At 44.7% G+C, this 20,287-nt stretch carries 13 protein-coding genes; 5 read left to right on the plus strand and 8 right to left on the minus strand.

Annotated elements, in window-relative coordinates:
* Nucleotides 1-114 precede the first annotated feature (114 nt).
* From ACED48_RS01330 to glgX, 3 genes are all read right to left on the minus strand, one after another.
* Complete coding sequence (locus ACED48_RS01330; protein ID WP_017057847.1) at nucleotides 115-837, minus strand: tRNA (adenine(22)-N(1))-methyltransferase TrmK; 723 nt, start codon at nucleotides 835-837, stop codon at nucleotides 115-117.
* Between the two features lie 154 nt (nucleotides 838-991).
* Nucleotides 992-2,734 carry a diguanylate cyclase domain-containing protein gene (locus ACED48_RS01335; protein ID WP_017057848.1) on the minus strand — a complete coding sequence of 581 codons (1,743 nt, stop codon included), beginning with the start codon at nucleotides 2,732-2,734 and terminating at the stop codon, nucleotides 992-994.
* 229 nt (nucleotides 2,735-2,963) lie between these two features.
* Complete coding sequence (glgX, locus tag ACED48_RS01340) at nucleotides 2,964-4,937, minus strand: glycogen debranching protein GlgX (RefSeq protein ID WP_017057849.1); 1,974 nt, start codon at nucleotides 4,935-4,937, stop codon at nucleotides 2,964-2,966.
* A 434-nt stretch (nucleotides 4,938-5,371) separates the two neighbouring features.
* On the opposite strand from glgX, the gene lamB reads away from it, so the two are divergent.
* The gene (lamB, locus tag ACED48_RS01345; protein WP_017057851.1) at nucleotides 5,372-6,580 is read left to right on the plus strand and encodes a maltoporin LamB; all 1,209 of its coding nucleotides are present in this window, start codon (nucleotides 5,372-5,374) and stop codon (nucleotides 6,578-6,580) included.
* Between the two features lie 166 nt (nucleotides 6,581-6,746).
* On the plus strand, nucleotides 6,747-7,574 hold the full coding sequence (locus ACED48_RS01350; protein WP_017057852.1) for a MalM family protein: 828 nt from the start codon (nucleotides 6,747-6,749) through the stop codon (nucleotides 7,572-7,574).
* Nucleotides 7,575-8,120: 546 nt separating this feature from the next.
* On the opposite strand, the gene pulA is transcribed toward ACED48_RS01350, so the two are convergent.
* On the minus strand, nucleotides 8,121-11,768 hold the full coding sequence (pulA, locus tag ACED48_RS01355) for a pullulanase-type alpha-1,6-glucosidase (protein WP_139151209.1): 3,648 nt from the start codon (nucleotides 11,766-11,768) through the stop codon (nucleotides 8,121-8,123).
* Nucleotides 11,769-12,322: 554 nt separating this feature from the next.
* On the opposite strand from pulA, the gene ACED48_RS01360 reads away from it, so the two are divergent.
* Complete coding sequence (locus ACED48_RS01360) at nucleotides 12,323-12,712, plus strand: DUF1294 domain-containing protein (protein WP_017057854.1); 390 nt, start codon at nucleotides 12,323-12,325, stop codon at nucleotides 12,710-12,712.
* A gap of 54 nt (nucleotides 12,713-12,766) precedes the next feature.
* Here the strand turns inward: ACED48_RS01360 and ACED48_RS01365 are convergent, their stop codons facing one another.
* Nucleotides 12,767-13,351, minus strand: a complete 585-nt coding sequence (locus tag ACED48_RS01365; RefSeq protein WP_017057855.1) for a LysE family translocator — start codon at nucleotides 13,349-13,351, stop codon at nucleotides 12,767-12,769.
* 142 nt (nucleotides 13,352-13,493) lie between these two features.
* Here ACED48_RS01365 and ACED48_RS01370 point away from each other — a divergent pair, with 142 nt between their 5' ends.
* Nucleotides 13,494-13,934, plus strand: coding sequence for an Lrp/AsnC family transcriptional regulator (locus ACED48_RS01370; protein WP_032547968.1), 441 nt, complete (start codon nucleotides 13,494-13,496; stop codon nucleotides 13,932-13,934).
* A gap of 26 nt (nucleotides 13,935-13,960) precedes the next feature.
* Complete coding sequence (locus tag ACED48_RS01375; protein WP_017057857.1) at nucleotides 13,961-14,890, plus strand: LysR family transcriptional regulator; 930 nt, start codon at nucleotides 13,961-13,963, stop codon at nucleotides 14,888-14,890.
* 145 nt (nucleotides 14,891-15,035) lie between these two features.
* On the opposite strand, the gene ACED48_RS01380 is transcribed toward ACED48_RS01375, so the two are convergent.
* From ACED48_RS01380 to ACED48_RS01390, 3 genes are all read right to left on the minus strand, one after another.
* Nucleotides 15,036-16,091 (minus strand): c-type cytochrome, encoded by a 1,056-nt coding sequence (locus tag ACED48_RS01380; RefSeq protein ID WP_017057858.1) that lies wholly within the window; start codon nucleotides 16,089-16,091, stop codon nucleotides 15,036-15,038.
* A gap of 9 nt (nucleotides 16,092-16,100) precedes the next feature.
* Entirely contained in the window at nucleotides 16,101-16,742 is a 642-nt protein-coding gene (locus ACED48_RS01385) for a c-type cytochrome (protein WP_017057859.1), read from the minus strand.
* Nucleotides 16,743-17,190: 448 nt separating this feature from the next.
* Nucleotides 17,191-20,283 carry a tetrathionate reductase subunit A gene (locus tag ACED48_RS01390; RefSeq protein WP_017057860.1) on the minus strand — a complete coding sequence of 1,031 codons (3,093 nt, stop codon included), beginning with the start codon at nucleotides 20,281-20,283 and terminating at the stop codon, nucleotides 17,191-17,193.
* Between the last annotated feature and the right edge of the window lie 4 nt (nucleotides 20,284-20,287).

Here is a 20,287-nt window from a genome sequence, read left to right on the forward strand (position 1 = left end):
GTAAGCTCAAACCAAATCGATAGCATCAAAAAAGCCGATCGTTCATTGAACTATCGGCTTTTTTATTGATCAGGCTCTATCAGAGGTAAGCGATAAAGTTAGTGCTTACTACAGTTAAATCGCATGGTAAGCATCGATGATGTGCTTCACTTGGCTAGGCTTACCTTGCTTCTCTTGGCCTTGATGGATGCGTAGGTAGTGCTGCAATGTTTTGGCTTTATATTGCTGAGATACTTTCACCTGAGTTTCACAACTGGGTGTCCAGATCTTGTCACCCACGTTTGATATTTCGCTCACTGCTCGGTTATTTTCAGCTTCACCTTGGTTATTGCTGACCAATAAAATCTCGTAGTAACGGCGGTTCTCTTCAATTAATACTTCGTCAATCAAACTGAACTTGAGTGTTTTTAAATGGCTTCTTAGCTCAAATTGTTGATGCACAGGGCACAGCAAGAAGTCGATCGCTTTGTCTGGGTGTTGACGGTGAATATCATCGACTAATTTCTGAGTCAGATCGCCACCCACACCCGCTATGATGACCAAATGTCTGCCAGTGTGCTTATCCAGTGGTATAGCTGCGACATCTAAACAATAGATTTTCCATTGACTCTGCTTGTGTTGCTCAACGTTGTTATCTTGAGGAAAGTAACGCGTAAGTTTACCTTCCAGCTCACTCATCAGAGACGGGACAATATCGACAAAGTGAATCTGAGGGGCTTTGTTATCCGACAACAATTGAACACCCAAGAAGCCATGATCACAGCAACAATCCCAAATGTGTTGGTAGTCATTACTGACAAGAGAGCGGAGAGTTTGTAGTCGGTTGCTGAGCTTCATAAGGTTCGTGTCGTTAGGAATAGGGTATTGTCGTGGCGAAGGCGCATTGTAATGACTTTATACAAAAACGAAAGCACCTAGGGGATGAATCCTAGGTGCTTTGGTGTTGTCAGTATCGTATGAATCGGTTCGATACGAGTGCGTTAGCGTATACCTATGAGGCTTTGGCGACAGCCTTGATATGGCCTTCCACTCGATTCTTACCAAGCTGTTTCGCAATAATCTTCGCTTGTTCCGCAAGTGCCAAAGCCGAATCTCGTTCTCCTTCTATCTGTGAGAATCCGATGCTGACTCCTAGTAATAATGTGATGTCTGGTGTCACAATGGCTTTCTCTGCGACGCCAATTCGACATTGTTCTAACTGGAGTTTAGCGTCCTTGGCGTCATTAGCTTGGAACAATATGGCGAATTCTTTCCCTCCTATACGAGCAAGACAAAGCCCTTTTGGCATAGGAAAATAAGAGTGTATTGCTTCTGCCGTCAGCTTGATCATCTTGTCGCCAACCGCTTCACCGTAAGCTCGGTTTACGTGGTCAAAGTTGTCGATATCAAGCAGAGCAACATAGGTACCGGGCTCGTTTGCGTAACTCTCGATCGCAATGTTGAAACTGCTTCTGTTGTCTAGCTGTGTCATCAAGTCTTTGCTGTTCAGTTGATGCTGAAGTAGCAAGTTAGATAACGAGACCTCAGCGTAATCTCTGATCATTCTCAGAATGCTCTGGCTGATTGGTAAGTTAACGTTTACGTAGATCACCGCGATCAATTGTTTACGAGAGTACAAAGGAATGCAGTAATGGCGTTGGTGTATTTTTAGTTTACACGCCAATGGATCGGCGTATTTTCCAGATCTGTAAGCTATGGTGTCTGGCGAAAAACGCTCGGCGAGGGAATCATCACAATGTACTGTTGATTTGTTTCCGTGATAGTCGATGGTACTGAATGATTGATTTTCAGGCTGATACAGACAGAATTGGATGCCTTTGTGGTGCGTAAAGCTATCAAATATGGACTTTAGCTCACGCTTGAAGCTCGCTAGCTCATCAACCTTGTTGAGTCGTGAAAGTGAAATGTTTAGTTGATAAGTGAGATAGTGGGCTCCAATCCATAATAGAAGCAGTGAGCCAAGTACGATGCCTGTCAGCGTAAACTGATGAGAGCTGGTGAGAGTATCGCGGCGATCAGTGCTCGCAATGAACACCCAATTTAAGCGGTTGTTCGCATCAAATTCCGATATCTTGAAGCTGTCTTGATAGTAGTATTCACTCTGACCGTTGGTTTCACCTTGTGAAAGTTGGTGGCTTATGCCCGCATGGTAGCTGATAGACTTGGAGCCTATGCGTTTAGGATTGGGATGGAATACCAATCTTTCAGTTGCTCGATCGACAATGAATACATAGCCGTTGTTTAGTGTTTTAAGATCACTCAACTCTTGTGTGGTGTGTAATAGGTCAAATTCAATCCATATTTCTTCGTTCAATCTTTCCGCTGTGTGTTTGACAGCGAAAACCCAACGACCATCAGCCTTTTGATAAACCGAAGAGAGGTAAAATTCCTCAACGACACTGTCTATTGAACGCCACTGTATCGCTGCGATTCGTTCATTCGAAAGAGGAAGGCCTCGAGCGGAAATATAACGCTGAGATTGAGGTCGATATCGAATGATATCGGAGAAATTTGGCGTGCTTTTTAGAATATTGTCACTGAGTTCTCGAAATTTTTTGTAATCAATGCTAGTAACTTTAGGTAAGGTTAAGCTGGCTTCTAGGAGGTAGAGCTTGCCAAACACCGCTTCGATGTTGGAGCGAATGATGGAGTTGGCAATTCGAATATTTGATGATGATTGATTAGCTGCAGTTTTCTCAACTTTTTCCAATTGAATGACTGCAAGGTAAAACATGCCTCCAGTTAACAAGAGTATGTATGGTTTGAAAAGCCGAATAAGTGTTTTAGGTAAAGCCATGATATCCAAAGACGTTATAGATTCATTTTTATAGTACGGTCATACTAAACAGTTTTCAAAATCACATCAATGCAAATGATTCCATATAAATAAAAGGGTTTTGTGATATTCAACCTAAAAAAGCCAGTGATCAATATGACTGGCTTTTTAGGTTTTCGATATTTTACTAAGCTGGATTCGTCTTGTTTGGCGAATAGTGCAAAATAGCCATTGAAGTTGGAGAGAGTAGCATTTCACCTTCTGCATGACCTGGTTTTACGTTTCGTAAGTTGGTATCACAGATAGTGGCCCAGCTTTGTTTACGGTCGTTAGGTAATGAAAAACGAGCTGGAGCATTGGTTTGGTTGATTAGATAAATCAATTCGTCTCCATCTTTACCAATACCTAGATGCAATGCCACTGAGCTTAAACGGTTCCAATCATCATGTCCCATTAAAGTGCCATCAACACGGCTCCAGAAGATACGGTTAGAGTTACGTTTATCGCCACTGAATGCCTTAATAAATGGCACCATGTATTGTTGACGAGCGGAGATCATTTCCGATAGCCAAGTCTTGAAGTATGTCTTGCGCTCCGAGTCTTCCCAATTTAGCCAACTTGTCACACCGTCTTGACAGTAGGCGTTGTTGTTACCCTTTTGAGTATGAGATAACACGTCCGCTGTTAAAATATGCGGAATCCCAAAGGCAAACAGCAAGCTCGCCATGAAGTTTCGTTTCTGCTTTTCACGCGTCGCAATGACTAAGAGGTTTTCGGTTTCACCCTCTACACCATAGTTTTCAGAGCGATTGTCACCGTGTCCATCACGGTTATTCTCACCATTTTCTTCATTGTGCTTATGCTTGTAAGAGACAAGATCTTGCATGGTGAAGCCATCATGGTAAGTGATGTAGTTGACCGTTAATCTGTGTGGCCAATGCGCTGCACTGTAGATGTCACGCGACCCCATCAAGCGCGTTGCAAACTCTTTTAAGTAACCTTGGTCACCCCGCCAGAAGCTGCGTGTGATGTCTCTGAGCTTGTCGTTGCACTCATTCCAACCCATCGGGAAATTACCAACTTGGTAGCCATTGGGGCCGATATCCCATGGTTCTGCGATTAATTTGGTTTCTTTGAGTAACGGATCTTGAGCGACAGCTTTGAAGAAAGCAGCCTCAGGGTTGTAGTTGTCACCTTCGCGTCCTAGTGTTGCTGCCAAATCAAAACGGAAGCCGTCGACTTGGAATTCATTAACCCAGTAACGAAGCGTATCCATCACTAAGTTCAAGGCTGGTTGGTGAGTGAGGTCAACTGTATTGCCACAACCAGTGAAGTTCGCATAATGGCAGCCATGTTTGATGTAGTAGCGGCTATCTAGCGCTTTTAAGTTGAAAGTGGCACCGCCTTCACCGCCTTCAGCCGTGTGGTTGTATACAACGTCTAGAATAACTTCGATGCCATTTCGGTGCAGCTCACGAATCGTAGTCTTAAGTTCAGAGACTGCGTCTTTTTCTGCGTAGCGAGGGTCTGGCACCATAAACAAATAAGGGTTGTAACCCCAATAGTTCACCTTATCCATATCTAATAGGTGTGGTTCATGCATACACGCCGCAATAGGTAAAAGTTGTAGCGAGTTGATGTTTTGCTGCTTGTAGAACGCAAGCATTTCAGGGCTAATTAACCCCAAATAACGACCTTTGGTGTTGGCTTCTACTTCTGGGTGAAGTTGAGATAGGCCTTTTACATGAGTTTCAAAAAGAATGGTCTCTTCGCGTGCAATACGAGGTTTTTCTACGCCTTGCCAATCGAAGGTGTCATCGACAACAACGCATTTCGCCATCGCAAAGCTTTTCTCATTGGTATAGGGCGTTGCGTAATGAAGGGGTTCGCTGATTGCTTTGGCGTACGGGTCTGAAAGTAGGATAGGGCCATCTTCAGTTTCAGCGACGAAACCATATTTTTGTCCCGCTTTGATCCCGTCAATAAATACATATTGAATATCAGCGTATTCATATTCCAATTTATAAGTGGTGAATTCATCGTTCTCGTCAAAAAGCGCGAGCGAGATGGATCCACATTCAGGAGAATAAATAGAGAAGTTGCAGCCAGTGTTACCTAGCGTTGCGCCTAGCGGATATGGGCGAGCGAGCGTTCTAGTCATTGATTGATTTCTTGTTCGTTGATCAACATCAGTGAACTATAAGTAAAAAGCTTTGTCTCAGTAAGGTCAAGAAACTTCATAAAATAATTACGGTTATAAAAATAATTCATCGATGAAGTTCAAATTATATATTTGAAGTAGATCTCACTTAAGGTGAATAATTAGATCTGTGTGCTGTCTACTCCTCCTAAATTAAGTGATCTACCTCTTTAAAACACCGTTCTGTATGTTTTCTACTCCCTTCTCATCCCCCTTAATTTAGTTAAGGGTGGAGGAAGCCAAACTTGTCATCCCCTCTTAATATAAACCCCGTTGAAACGAATCAGGGGAAACCCTAAACCTCTCTATCTTACGTCCGCCATTACTGCCTTTGGTTGCCGCAAGAGAGCAAAAATATAAAAACCTAAAATAAATCGTCCTTAATGGAGTTAAGAATGAAAAAAGTAAGTTTAATTGCTGCTGCAGTGGCAACTACATTAGCTGCTGGCTCTGCGTTCGCTGTGGATTTTAATGGTTACATGCGTGCTGGTACAGGTATTAGTGGTAATGATGGTGGTGATGTTGCATTCATGAAGAACGGTATTGGCCGTCTAGGTAATGAAAGCGACAACTATTCTGAGTTTGGCTTAGCTGAAGAACTAAAAACTGGTGAGCAAACTTGGCGAGTTGAGTCGATGATTGCTTCTGGTGCTGATGGCGCAAATGGTTGGGAAGACGGCGACTTTAACGTCGCTCAGTTCGCTGTTAAAGCAAAAGGCGTTCTATCTTTTGATGAAGAAGCGACGCTTTGGGCTGGTAAAACATACTACCAACGTAAAGATATCCACATCACTGACTTCTACTTCCTAAATACATCAGGTACTGGTGGCGGTATTGAAAATATCTCGGTTGGTAACCAAAAACTTTCTTTAGCGATTATCCAAGACGGCGAAGATGAGAATGGCGCTGGATACATGGCTGATGCTCGCTTGGCTAATATCGGTCTATGGGAAGATGCTAGTTTAGAGCTTGGTGTTGTTTACAACTTCGGTACTGAAAACAAGAATGGTAAATACGATGGCGATGATGGCCTTCTAGCTACAGGTATTATCCATCAAAATATGAGCAATGGCTTTAACCAAACTGTTGTTCAGCTAGGTACTGCTGGTTACGGTGTTCAAATGGCTAACTTCTGGGGTTCAGGTGCGTACTATGATCGCTCTGGTGAGCAAGATGATGGTTTTGGTTACCGTATTCTGAACTGGGGTGTAATGAATCTAGGCGAATCTTGGGAAATGGGTCACCAACTTGCATACCTAGCAGGTTCTGACTTAGGTGTTGATAAGCATGATTCAAGCCAATACTCTATCGTGGCTCGTCCAATGTATAAGTGGAACGACACAATGCGTACTATCTTCGAAGCGGGCTATAACGCTGGTGAAGTAGATGACGTTGACTTTGGTGGCGCTAAATTTACTGTTGCTCAAGCATGGGCAATGGGTGATAGCTTCTGGGCTCGTCCTGAAATCCGTGTATACGGTAGCTACTTGATGGATCTAGAAGGTGATTCATTCGGTGAGGTTAAAGATGCAAACGGTGTTGTGACTGGTCAAGGTGCAGACAACGATTTCGTTGTTGGTATCCAAGTTGAAGCTTGGTGGTAAACACTTAGTGTAAAAAATCCTAAACTGTCCTAATTCATAGCCGGCTCGCGTCGGCTATTTTTTTAAGGAATGTACGATTAAGTTGATCGTTCACCTAGGTGAATAGTTCTCTTTGTGGTAATTAAAGTGAGTAAATTTCTTAAAAAAATAACAAGAAGGAAGGGTTATGTATTTTAAAGCTCTAATGTTGAGTGGCTGTGTTGCGTTGGCCGGTTGTCAATCTGCGCAAGTTGTCGAGCAAGTGCAAGTGGCACAAGCTGAACAAGTTAACTCTATTGCTGGTCTTCAATTTGCTCCGATGAAGCTGCCAAGTTCAGCTATTTTCGATGTGACACCCGATAGCCAAGTATTAAACTATCAAGGAATAAACAGCCCTGTAGTCGCGATTGAACTGCCTGCAAATCGCGGTGAGTACTCTATTAACATCACTAGTATAATTGGTGACACCGCATTTGTTCCTAATGCTGTCATCTATGACAAGAACGGTCGTGAGTTAGAGCATTATGGAAAAGAGAGCTTTGAGTACGCAAAACCAAGATTACACTTGGGGAACCGTTTGGTTGCTGAAAATGATTTTTACCCGCCAACAACGGCTGAATCGGTTTACTTAGTAATCTATACAGATCAAAACGATTTGGATGGTTTTACCGATGTGATTCATCCGGCTCGCTTAGATGCGGAAGGCCGTGGTAATTATTTACCTGAAGTGAAAGATATCCCGATTCCAAATGCGAACGTGGGTAAGATAGAAGTTACAATCGATAAAGCGAGCTTCTTCTCAATTGGTTCTAGCAGTGACTCTAATGCTAATCCAGCGGCAGCAGCCAAGGTTGAAACGGTTCAACCAGAAACGCAAACTTACTACCACAACGCGATTCAAACGGCAGTCGACGCAGACAATATTCCAAAAGCTCTAAGCTTATTAGATGAAGCAAAAGCACTTGGTATTGAAGGTGCACAAGAAGTGTTTGTCAAAGCCGTAAATAAAAAGTAGTCGAATAGTTCGTAAATACTGATTGATATAAAAGAGAAGGGCTCCTAGTAGGGAGCCTTTTTTATTGTTTGAGATAAATGAACAAGTATATATTCACCTAATTATTGAAATTAAAGTGACCACTGGCTTACGCATAATTATAAATAATCAATATAAGTGCAAGTTAGCAGTTATTCATAGCTCTGAGTCAATAGGTGGTGACGAAAATTACTTTCACCTCTTTCACTCATCTTGAGTAACTAGATACGAACTCTATAGACTAATAGCTACTCTAATTATTGATCTTAAATTATATTCATGATGTCCCCTCAGTTAAACTAAAAGTTCACTCCGAAGCCGCCATCCTTTCTACTAAGAACTAAGAACTAAGAACTAAGAAGGCTCGTTTATCACTTAACTCTGAGTATTTATCTATGATAGGCAAAGACCATTGTGTGGTGCATTTGGATTGGTATTTGTTGAGGATAAAAAAGGGAGACTGACGTCTCCCCAAAGGCTAGCTTTCGCTGGTTTATTATCTGTTTATTAGATTCTAAGCTTTTAGGCTTAATTCTTGATGACTGAAACCACGGCCTTATCTACATTGTCATCTAGCTCGTGCGTCGCATTCAAGGTGAACGTGTAATCACCACTCTCCGCTACGCTCAATTGACAGTTACCGTCAGTACCTAGGTTGATTGAACCATCAGAAAGTTCAACAGAATCACAACCAAAGTTAGGTGTTTTCCAATCTGCATCCGCAAACTTGAAACCATAGTCTCCCGCTTCCAAAGTACCCGTTACAGAATAAACCCCATTAGCCACAAAGCTCATCGCCCAATCATCAGATGTGCCCCATCCATTCATGTCACCACGAACATACACGGTTGTTTGACCGTATGGTGGAATGCTAGACACATCTTTGCCTGAGTTATCAACTGGCAAGCCAACACCTTGTGCGTCACCTTGAGCTTGCACAAATACAGCGGTGGTTAATGCAGGTACGGTGAAGGTTTGAGCGGCAAAGCTTGCACCTTTCACGGTATCGTCAGCCGAGTTTTGTTGAACGTCATGAAGCGTAAAGCCTGTCGCTCCGGTGATTTTGAACGATTGAGATTTATTAGTTGAATTTACAATAGCAACAATCGCATCATTGGCAGGGTCAAGATCGTCGCCCGCAGACACGCCGTCATCGATAGACATTACAATCAGGCCTTCGACTTGATCTTCGCCAACATTGCGGAAATCGACACGCTTCATGACTTCGTCTGCTGTGTCTAAGCGGAACAGTTCGCTTGAGCTACGAATTTTTAATAGCTCTAGGAATTGCTGTTTAGTCAGGTCAATGTCGTCTGCGTCTGGTTTAGCCGTACTGTCAGCAATGATAGTTTTGATCAGATCCCAGTTAGCACCATCTTTGTCTTCACGTGGCAAGCCGACGTTCCAGTTGTTGTCAGTACCATCGAACATGACGCGGTTGTACCAGTCACCAGAATCGTAAGAGTCACGCTGCATAGACTTAGAACGAAGTAGTTCAGAACCCATGTGGATGAATGGTATGCCTTGGCCCAACATCACAGTGGAGAGCGATACAGACTGCATACGCGCGCGGTTTGCAGAGCTCGTACCTGCAGCGATTTTGTAGGCGTTGTTATCCCAAAGCGTTTGGTTATCGTGTTTTGAAACGTAAGAGATGTTCTCTGACGGCACCTTGGTGTAACCAGCAGGTGCACCGTTATAGTCAACGTTTTTACCCAGTTTGGTATCGCCTTTGTAATCAATCAGCACGTATTCTGCGAGGTTACCTGCCATCCCTAAACGAACAAGATCTTGGTTATGTAAACGACCATTGATCGAATCTTGATCAACTTTGGTTTCTTCATTGGCAATAGCTGCGTTACCAAAGCCTTGGTTAAAGCGAAGTGGGTGGTTGCCCTCAGAGTCGACGCCACCATCGAACGGGCTACCACCACGTACGGCGTCACGCAAACGGTCTGAGAACGTGCCGATCTCTGTGCCTGCCATGTTGATTTGGTTCGCTTGGTCGAAGCGGGCATTGTTTGCTACTTCACCAAAGTCCCAACCTTCCCCATAGAACAAGGTATTCGGATCGATCTTACGCACTTCTTCCAATGCCTCTACCATTACGTCTTTTGGTTGGTGAGCCATTAAGTCAAAACGGAAACCATCTACTTTATAATCGTCAGCCCATACCTTGAGTGAGTCGACCATCAATTTACCCATCATTAGGTTTTCGGTCGCGGTGTTGTCACAACAGGTCGAGTTTTCCACGCCACCTGTGTTGACGTTAAGACGGTGATAGTACCCAGGGACAATCTTATCCAGTACCGACTTATCGTTCACACCAGACGCATTGGTGTGGTTGTATACCACGTCCATGATCAGCTTGAGATCCATGTCGTGCGTGGCTTTGACCATCTGACGGAATTCGAGAATACGCTGAGAGCCATTAGGATCGGTCGCGTAACTTCCCTCTGGCACCGTGTAATGGAATGGGTCGTAGCCCCAGTTGAAGCTATCAAGCATACGAAGGTCATTCATTAATGCTTGTGCGTCACCCGTTGAAGGGTCATAACCATCGAGTACATCTTCGATGACTTTGTTTTCGTCTTCGCTTCCACATAAGGTAGCAGTCGGTTTTACATCACACAGTTTACCAACGGTGTCAGTAATATCGACACGGCTCGCGGCATCTTCATCGACGGTAGCAATATCAAATGCCGGTAAGATATGCAGCGTGGTTAAACCCGCATCTTTCAGAGCTTGTAGGTGCTTGACCGACTCACGATCGGCTTCTGTAAGAGCGAGGTACTTGCCATTTAGGCTAGCTGTGCCGAGCTTATCGCTGAAGCTAAAGTCACGTAGGTGTGATTCGTAAAGTACGTGGTCTTCGTCTTTCTCTACGGTTGGTCGTAGGTAGTGGTCCCAGTTCACTGGTTTCAAGGTTGAATCATTCAGGTCAATCACTTGAGAATATGCAGAGTTCTTCGACAAACTGAGAGAGTATGGGTCGGTTACAAGGCGAGTCTCGATGTTGCCTGTGGTTGGATGGTACACCTTCACTTGGTAACGATAGTAACTGTTGACTGCATTAGACACTGCGTCAGTCGCCCAAATACCCGTCTCAGTGTTTTCCGTCATTTGGAGCACTTGTGAACTTTGCAGATCTTCGCTGTATAGGACGAGCTCAACATCTTGCGCGGTTGGTGCCCAAAGCTTGAAGGTCGCTGCACTGCCTTCAACAATCGCGCCTAGTTCTTCACTCATCGCATTACCAGCATCTTCACTAGCAAATACCGCATCAAGTACACCAGCTTTTTGAACCTCAGTTGAAGAGATAACATCGCCATTAGCGTTGTAGGCAACAAGAATTATCTGAGATTTTAAGATGGTACGTAAAGTATTGTCGTCAACGTCAATAGCAAGGGCCGGTAAACTTGCAAGGTGGCGGAAACGTTCTTTTAATTCAGAAGATAGATCTCCGTCTTTGCTTAGTTCAATTGCAGTTCCGCCGACAATCTCTTTGTCATCGTTCATTGTGATGCTGTTGTCTAACGCATAGAAGAGTTTTACAGAATCAGTATTACTTGCCGCTTCCCAACCAATCGTGGTTGCATCTAGCCAGTGTGCTTTTTGACCATCAATATTGACTGGTTGTTCCGAGATCGGGTCGTAGTACAACTCGCTGCTGCCATGGAAACCGAATACACCTTGTGAATCGCCAAGCTTAGTTAACTCGACCTTCGAGTTCGCACTGCCAAATGCTTTTTCATCACCATTGTGCAAGATGAAGTTCATGCATTTGTGTGGGTCAGAGGCATCTGGGTCAACTTTCAATATGTAGTAGGCACCGTAGGTATCGCTGATACCGTCAAATTCATAAGGTGCTTCCCAGTTGGTTCCGGTTTCGCTTAACCCCATGCCGATTAAGTCTGTGCTAGTACAACCTTCGCCATTCCAAAGATGAAGACCCCAACCGTCGTAGGTCGAGTGAGACGCACTTGCGGCCGCGATATCACGTTTGTAGTAAACAACGACTTCGTTTTCGCCAGCTTTGTATAAGCCACTGCTGGCTGCGTCCGTACCGTTGTCGCTATTATTATCACTGCCACATCCCGCGATTAAAGTAGCAGTGAAGAGAGGTAAAATCGCTTTGGCCAAGGTAGATCGTTTGAAACGTCTTTTATTCAAAATATTGACCGTGTTATTGAGATTTATAGTTCTATTGTTCATGTTCACGTTTGATATCCATATGTCACTTTTAATTAGTTGGATATCGTAGTGTTTGTTATGGTCAGCTATTTGTGACCGCTATATATAAAGTTATTTTCAACGGGTAAATATAAGAAACTTAGTGAGCAAATCACAATTTGCGTCGGGTATTTCAAATTTTATTGGGTCGATAACACATAAAAAAGAAGTATATTATCAAGGGCGTAGAGCCTAGGCGTAGGCAATAAGGGGGAGTACTCATCCTTCTTTGTGTGAGGTAATTATCACTATGTTAAGTGCTTATTTTTTAATAGGAATAAAGATCTTTAATATCGTTGGAAAATTATCCGTATAGATAAAGTGAGTATTTTGATTGAGTATCTTTATAATTGAGCCACTTTTATTAAAGCGGTATAGGGGTTTACTATGAGATTGCGAAGTCGAATAGTAAATGAGTAGTCTGTCTTAATCATCCTTATGACAATTGATAGGGCGTAATTGCTAGAGAATGTGAGCTGTTAGCTAAAAAGGGGTCGATGTTGTCTTCATCTATTCAAATCTCCATCACTTATCTGGTGATGGTAGCGGTGTCTGTGTTGTTTGTAAAAAGTTCGAAAGTACTATTAGTGTGGTATTTAGCTGTCGGAGTGGTGACGTTTTTTGTGTATGCAAAGGACAAGAAAGCGGCAATTAATGGCAATTGGCGTGTGCCAGAGAAAACTCTGCACATCTTCTCTTTTGCTGGTGGTTGGCTAGGGGCTTTGATTGCTCAAGATAAACTGCGTCATAAAACGAAAAAGCAGCCGTTCAGAGCGATTTATTGGCTAACAGTAGCAATGAATGTAGCGGCGTTTGTGTGGACGTTAACACCGAGCGGGCAGGCGATATTTGGTCGTTGGGTTAGTGAAATTACCGGGTTTCTTTAAAAACAATGATGGTTAGCAGCTGTGTGCTAACCATCAATAGCTATAGTGAGTCGATTAGAGCATTGGAATCGTTGATGCTAACAGCAAGCCCGCCATACCGTAATTAAAGCTTTTGATGCGTACTGGTGTTGTTAGCCAGTGTTGCAGTTGCTTGCCTGCTGCCGTCCAGAAGGTCACTGATGGTAAGTTAGCGAGAGTGAAAATAGCCGCGATGATCGCAAGCTCCCACCATGAACTGCCACTGCTGTAAACGGAAATGGCAGTCAACGCCATTGACCAACCTTTTGGATTCACCCACTGAAAACTTGCAGCGCCGATGAAGGTCATTGGCTTATAAGCTTCGGTACTTTTAGCTTTGCCACTCAATGCTATCTTAATCGCAAGGTACACGAGGTAAGCAAGACTTAGGTATTTCAAAATTTGGTGTGTCACTGGGTATGCATTGAAAATACCCATTAAGCCGAAACCTACCAATAACAACATCGCTGCAAACCCCAGAGCAATGCCAAGCATGTGCGGAATCGTACGTGCAAAGCCAACATTGGCACCTGATGTCATGAGCATGATGTTATTGGGACCTGGTGTGAAGGTCGAGACAAACGCAAACAAGGCAAGCGCGCTAAGTTGTTCTAAAGGCATTATGGTTCTCCAGCAATAAAATGAACGAAGGTGACTGACCGGTCATGACTTTCACGCGTTGAGAAATATAGTATGTGGAAAGTGAGGCAATTATGTGCTTTTATTATCTCTATTATCACTTAATGCACAATAATAATTAGCTATGGATAGATTTGACGAAAGGATATTGCAAGAACTTAAGTTGGACGGCAGAATCTCCAACATTGAGCTCTCTGAACGAATTGGTTTGTCGGCTTCAGCAACGCTCAGACGAGTACAAGATCTCGAACGTAAAGGTATCATTCAAGGTTACCGCGCGGTTTTGGATAACGGCCTGATGGGGGTGGGCTTTATTGCGTATGTTTCTATTGGGCTTTCTAGTCACAGCAAATCGGCTCAGTTAGAATTTGAACAGCACGTCAGTTTGGAAAAAGAGGTGGTGGAGTGCCACAATATTACCGGTGCGAATGAGTACTTGATCAGGGTAGAGACCAAAGATCTTCCAGCCTATAAAAAGTTTCATGCCAATGTACTTGGCGAGTGTGCTCAGGTTCAATCTATAACGACCATGGTGGTCATGGATACCCCTAAAGACGAACGTTAGTCGAGTTGTATGTCAGGAGAGGCGCAGTGCCCAATACTAATCAGTTGTTATTGTTCTTAGATGTGGTTCAACAAGGGTCGTTCACCAAAGCGGCAACCTTACATGATATGGATAACTCATCCCTCTCTAAACAGATTAAAAAGCTTGAGCAAGACTTAGGTGTGCAGCTGCTCAATCGTTCTACGCGCTCGTTTTCTTTAACGTCGGCGGGTGAAGATATTCTCGCGCAAACCTATGTGTTAAAAGATACCATCAATCAGATACAAGGCATTGCTGATTCCTATCAGTCTGAGCCTAAAGGTGTGCTACGAATTACGTCGCCGATCTATTTTGGTCAGCAATACCTGCAACCTATCATCACTCAGTTTATGAGAAGGTATCCTGATGTTCAGATTGTGCTGTCGCTAGACGACAAGATAGCCAACATTATTGCTGGTCAGTTTGATATCGCATTTCGCTTTAGCAAGCTTGTTGAATCAAATTTGATCGCAAAGAAGATTGCCGATAGTAACTTCATGCTGGTTGCGTCAAACGACTTTGTGAAAAAACATGGTGAGCCTAAGACGCCACAAGACTTGCTCGCGTTACCTGCTGTTATTTATACCAATGGCGATATGACGGTCGATCATCTAAGTATCAGCGAAGAGCCGCATGGTAACACTTTCCAAAGTCTAACGATTCGTGGCAATTATAAGGTGAGCGATGTCCGCACTATGGTGTCTTGCGTTAAAGATGGCTTAGGGTATGGCTTTGTTGACCAATCTAATCTGTACGCCTCAATGAAAGAGCTGGGCTTGGTCACCTTACTTCCTGATTACCCAATCTCAACGATAGATACGGCTATCTACGCTGTGTATCCGCACCGCAAGCAGACTAAACTGGTGAAAGAGTTCATCACTACAGTTCAAGACTATATTGGATCTCCAACGATTTGGGAGAAAATGCAGCAAGGTTAGTTGTATTTTAAATATATCAAACGTGAAAAAGGAGCCAGATCGTCATACGATCTGGCTCCTTTTTATTATTCCCGCGAGAACCGATTTACAATGTAAAGTATAGCTATGACTGACGTGAACGGCTATTTGTATTCACAAATGTCTATCAATGAATCACGTCCTTTCCGCTTGGGTAGGCTTTTGAACCTGTGACATGACCGTCGACTTTTTTACCATAGTAACCTTGGTGATTGTGGTAACGCTTAGCATTGCCAGCAACATCCCCCTTATATCGAGGGTCTTGTGGACGTTCATGGCTGTTGACGAAGGCAGCCACATCCCATGCTTCCTGAATAGAAAGCTGTTGGCTCTTTCCAAGCGGCATGTTTTCGTAAATGAAGTATGCAGCCGTGTTTACGCGATGCATACCTGCGCCCCAGTTGAATGAGTTCTCGCCCCAAAGTGATGGTAGATATGAGTGACCGTCCGCGCCTTTAATGCCTTCACCATTTTGACCGTGACACGTCTGGCAGCTCGCCTGGTAAACCTTTTCACCACGTGCTATTGATGGTTCTTTTTCAGGGTTATCGATCTTAGGGTAGCCACGACCTGCTAGCTTGCTGCGGTCATCGATTGGGTATTTGCTTAGCAGCTCCTCAGGAAGAGGGAAGCTTTCAGTTTTACCACCGACTTGTAAGTCTGCATCGCTTATCTCAGGAACGGGCGTATCTTGTAGGCCATTCTTGTCTAAGATTCCTCCCATGGTTAACCAGTATGAATAAGCTGTAAGTGCGACCATCTCTTTTGAATCAACTGCTGGTGGTAAGCCATTCATAGAGTAAGTGAAACAACCTTGGATCCGTTCCGCGTAGCTATTTACCTTATCGTTTTTCTTACGGTAAGCAGGGTAGGCCATGTATGCACCCCAAAGAGGCGCGGCATTTGGTTTCATGCCCGCTTGCATGTGGCAGTTTACACAGTTTTGTTCATTGCCAACGAACGTACCACGCATCTGCTGTGAGTCGACAAACAGCGAATAGCCCAGTTTGACTTTGTCACCAAATTCCCCTGCAGGAATATTGACTAAATCTCGTGGCACCAGATATTTGTTATCTTGAGGTTTCTCAACGGCTGGCAGTTCGGTTTGACGATCGGGCAATTCACCTTCGGCATAAGCGATTCCAGAGGCAAGGGTTGCGGTAATTAAGAGTAATGTTTTCATGCGAGCCCTTTAGTATCGGAAAGATGCGAAGTAGTAAGATAGGTTTTTGATTTCATCGTCGGTCAACTTGCCAGCGATATTGCCCATCATGTTCAAATCATCCCCCTTGCGAGTGCCGCTTTTCCAAGCGTTGAGCTGGGTTTGAATGTAGTCGGCGTGCTGGCTCGCTAGACGTGGGAACTTGTCTACGCCCATACCACTTGGCCCGTGACACGTAGCACACGCTGGAATGTTTCGATCCCAATCGCCTTGGAATACCAGCTTGCGATACGGGTTATCAATATCAGCCTGTGAGCCGCGCTGCTCTAAATCGGTGAATTCGTAAGAAGGTAATGATGCGAAGTACTCTGCAACTTCACGACGAATAGCAGGGTCGGATACACCATCCGCCATGCCTTTCATGATTGCACTTTGACGCTCGCCACTAGAAAACAAAATCAGTTGATGTTCGAGGTAATCAGCATTGAGCCCTGCAAGCATAGGGGCGATGTTGGGCATGCCTTTTCCATCAGCTTGGTGGCAGCCGCTGCAGGTTTCTGCGGCTTCTGGCATTGGATTAGGCGCGGCTTGTGCAAAACCAGCTAAAGAAAGGCTTCCTAAAGCTGCGATGCAAAGCGTTAAAGTTTGAGTTCTAATTTTCAGCTTAGTCATGAGGTGTCGCTATTGGTTATAATGCACGCATTTTCGGCATAATTGATTGTTGGCGCTATTGTGGATTTCCACATTAATTCATTAATAACTTGAGGTAAGTCTCACATTAATAACCTCACTTAACTTAGTGGTAATAACTCAACCTAGCGGTAATGGTGTGAAGTCCGGTTGGCTGATCCAATTACTGTTAATGAAACGCAAGGGAGCTGCCATGTTCGCCTCAGTGTCAATGTTTGTTAAGGCTCTTTTATGGCACCGATAGTGTAAGCATAGCCGCTTGATAGGGGCTGGCTAAAAAAGTTGTGGTGAAGTGAAGATTGCCTGCTTTCTATATAAAGGAGGGGAAGAGCAGAGCAACCCCAAAACGATGGATTGCTCTGTTGTACCCATAATTGCGCATGAGTCGAGGCGTGTGTGGCCCCAATAATGCGACCTTGTATAGCTCGGCTTACACTTTGTAGATCTTAGCCGGAAGCGCTTGCCTTGCTGCCGCGCCCACAACCCAATCGAGCATGACGCCTTTGCCTTCTCTCGTCGGGTCAATCAAGCCTATATCATTGATGTTAACGCCATCGTTCGACTTCATTTTTACTGGTTGCTGCGTGTCACCAATCCAGTGTGCACGCTCACCGAGTTCTTTATGGCCAAAGCCGTGTTCAAAACCTAATGTGCCCGGCTTGATACCATCAATAACCATCGCCAATGCCTGTGTGGTTGAGCTCGGTGTTTCAATGGCAAATACGTCACCGGTTTTGATGCCTGCTGAAGAGGCGTCTTGTGGGTGAATGTAAACCGGGTTCACGCCCTTGATGGACTCTAAACGTGGTGACAAGTTAGACACTGCACTGTGAATGTTGGATTTAAAGTTCGTCAGGGTGAACGGCCACTCTTTTACTGGGAACTGCTCTGCTAAAGGTGTGCCGTCTGCCAACTTTTGTGGATACCATGTCGGACAACCCATGTACTGTTCGCCACTAATGGTGTTGCGAGAGGTGCCCAGCTTTTCATTCCAGATAGCCAATGGTTTGGTCCATTTGTACTTCATGGTTTCATTGGTGTACGCATTGGTTGCATCTTCAAAACGACCGCCACGCGCAAAGATATACGCCACTTTAAGCATCTCTTCTGGTTTGAGCGTTTTGTTCATCACGGGTACTAGGCGTTCTAAACCAGACCAAACGATATCTTCAGCATCGACATTCGGCACGCCGCCTTTTACGAATGCCAAGTTAGTCGCTGAGCGCAGGTAGAAATCTTCAGCGCTATGAATACCGTGCCAGTTACCTTGGCTATCTTTAATTACGTTGTCGCCAAAGCCACCTAAGCCAAGCGTTTTCGCCAGATCAATAAAGAAATTCTCTAGGTTGATGGCGCGCCCGTCTTGAGTTCGTGAGGTTTTCGGTTCAACAATCGGCCAACGAGCGGTGATCGTTTTAGTTGCGACGCCATGCCACGGTGTGGCCATGCCCCAGCTTTCGTAGGTCACTGTGTCTGGCACGAGGTAATCCGATAACGCTGTGGTCTCATTGATGAAGGCATCGATAGAGACGATCAAGCCAAGCTGTTTTGGATCTTTAAGCTTCTCACCCAGCAAGTTGTCTAAACCCGGAACCCCATAAAGTGGGTTCGCCATGTGATTGATCCACGCTTTTGCTCGGTAAGGATAGCCATCAATGGCAGCTGATAAGTGCTCAGTTAAAAGCGGTGCAGAGATTGGGTACCAAGGCGCGCGTGTTGGGTAAGGTGATTCACCGGCTGCAACACGACGTTTGTATTCGCTGGTTTTCTGATACGGAAACTTGCTGCGAGACAAGAACACACCTTGAGGCTTAGTCTTACCCTTGAACTTGGTAAAGTCGTAACGTGGGCCAGCAACAGAAGTTGGGTAGCCACCCGCTTTCGCCATCGCCCCGCCTTTCGCGTTGATGTTACCGATCAGCGCATTCAACATTAAGATAGAGAACGAGTTGTAGAAGCCGTTGGTGTGCATGTTACCACCGTGAGTATCCACGACGGCTTTCGTTCCGTAGCTAGTGAAGCGTTTTGCCAGCGCAATAATTTGGTCTTGTGGGATTTCACACTGCTCGCTGTAGTAAGCAAGGTCATATTTGAAGGCTTCTTCTTTCAATCTTTGTAGAGAAGACTTAACACGAACGGTCTGACCATCGATCTCTACGTCTTGATCGACAAACAGAGCTGCTTCATCTACTTGAATATGTGATGTTAATAGTGACGTTGTCACATCAAGCGTGATGAATCCGTCATCGTCAGATAGTGGTTCGCCCGTTTCTAGCAAACCAATATCCGATGTGCGAAGCATGCGCCCGTTTTGTGGGTGTGTTTCGTCGCTGATAACAAGGTGAGATGCATTACACCAGTGTGTGGTGCCAGCTTTCTGCATCGCTTGTGCGCTTGGGCGAGACAAGAAGTCGTGATTGTAGCGCTGGTTTTCGATGATCCATTGGATCATGCCCAGAACTAATGCTGAATCGGTGCCCGGCTTGATCGGCAGCCAGTTGTTGCGATCGCCCGCCGCGAGGCTTGATGACCCTGCAGGAAGGCTTGGTGTCACTATGGTGTAGCTTAGCTTTCCGTTCGTGCGAGCTTCAGCAAGTTGTCGTGCTTGACGCTTAAACGGGTTACCCGCTTGAGCCGGAGACATACCGATGAACAGAATGAACTCAGCGTTGTTGAAGTCGGGCTTTAAATGCGAGAACTTGTCTAGATCGTTCATGATTGCACCTGAACCTGCGCGGAACGCGTAACCACAGTAAGAGCCGTGGTGACCGAAGTTGCGAGTACCGTAACTGTTGAATGCAAAGCGCTTCAAGATATCGTCACGACCTTCATTACCGGCATTGGTCACAAGCAGTTGGTTGGCTTTTGGTCCGTATTCAGTGTTGTTTGGATCAAGTGGTGTTTCAATGTCGCGAATTGATCGCAAGCCTTCCACTTCGCCTTCACCGAACAAGTTACCACCTTCGGTGATCTCAGAGATAAGTTGTTCGTAGCTGATTGGTTCCCATTTGCCTTCACCACGTTTACCAACACGTTTTAACGGTTGAGTGATTCGGTATGGGCTGTTTTGAATCTCTAGCATGCCATTACCACGAGCGCAGGCTGTCGAGCGGTTATTGATACCGGATTCACCAGACAAGCCAATGTAGGCATCTTTTACCGGTGTTTTGAACGGGATCTGTTGGTCGCTTGATAGCGGATGGTACGGATTGCCTGAGATACGCAAGATCTCGTCATTGCGATTATCGATACGTACACGCAGGCCACACAGTGTCCAGCAACCAAAACACATAGAGGGTGCAACACGTTGGTTTGGATTTGGTGAGATCTTACCTTGTTCATCGACACTGTATTCCGTCTCTAATGAATTACCGTGGTGGATGTGGTTGGTTTTTTTACCCGCGGTTCCATCGATAGCACCGTGAATCATGTGTTTTGTGGTTGTAGCATAGCCTGCAGCAAAAGCTCCAACACCACCGGCAGCAAGGCCTGTTTTCAAAAATTGACGACGTTTGTTATCCATAATG

Source organism: Vibrio sp. 5S239, assembly GCF_041439575.1.
Lineage (GTDB): Bacteria > Pseudomonadota > Gammaproteobacteria > Enterobacterales > Vibrionaceae > Vibrio > Vibrio kanaloae.

Bases quoted from the DNA above. Each gene is read 5' to 3' on its own strand.
- ACED48_RS01330 (WP_017057847.1), bottom strand. From the start codon at position 837: ATGAAGCTCAGCAACCGACTACAAACTCTCCGCTCTCTTGTCAGTAAT.
- ACED48_RS01335 (WP_017057848.1), bottom strand. From the start codon at position 2,734: ATGTTTTACCTTGCAGTCATTCAATTGGAAAAAGTTGAGAAAACTGCA.
- glgX (WP_017057849.1), bottom strand. From the start codon at position 4,937: ATGACTAGAACGCTCGCTCGCCCATATCCGCTAGGCGCAACGCTAGGT.
- lamB (WP_017057851.1), top strand. From the start codon at position 5,372: ATGAAAAAAGTAAGTTTAATTGCTGCTGCAGTGGCAACTACATTAGCT.
- ACED48_RS01350 (WP_017057852.1), top strand. From the start codon at position 6,747: ATGTATTTTAAAGCTCTAATGTTGAGTGGCTGTGTTGCGTTGGCCGGT.
- ACED48_RS01360 (WP_017057854.1), top strand. From the start codon at position 12,323: ATGTTGTCTTCATCTATTCAAATCTCCATCACTTATCTGGTGATGGTA.
- ACED48_RS01365 (WP_017057855.1), bottom strand. From the start codon at position 13,351: ATGCCTTTAGAACAACTTAGCGCGCTTGCCTTGTTTGCGTTTGTCTCG.
- ACED48_RS01370 (WP_032547968.1), top strand. From the start codon at position 13,494: ATGGATAGATTTGACGAAAGGATATTGCAAGAACTTAAGTTGGACGGC.
- ACED48_RS01380 (WP_017057858.1), bottom strand. From the start codon at position 16,091: ATGAAAACATTACTCTTAATTACCGCAACCCTTGCCTCTGGAATCGCT.
- ACED48_RS01385 (WP_017057859.1), bottom strand. From the start codon at position 16,742: ATGACTAAGCTGAAAATTAGAACTCAAACTTTAACGCTTTGCATCGCA.
- ACED48_RS01390 (WP_017057860.1), bottom strand. From the start codon at position 20,283: ATGGATAACAAACGTCGTCAATTTTTGAAAACAGGCCTTGCTGCCGGT.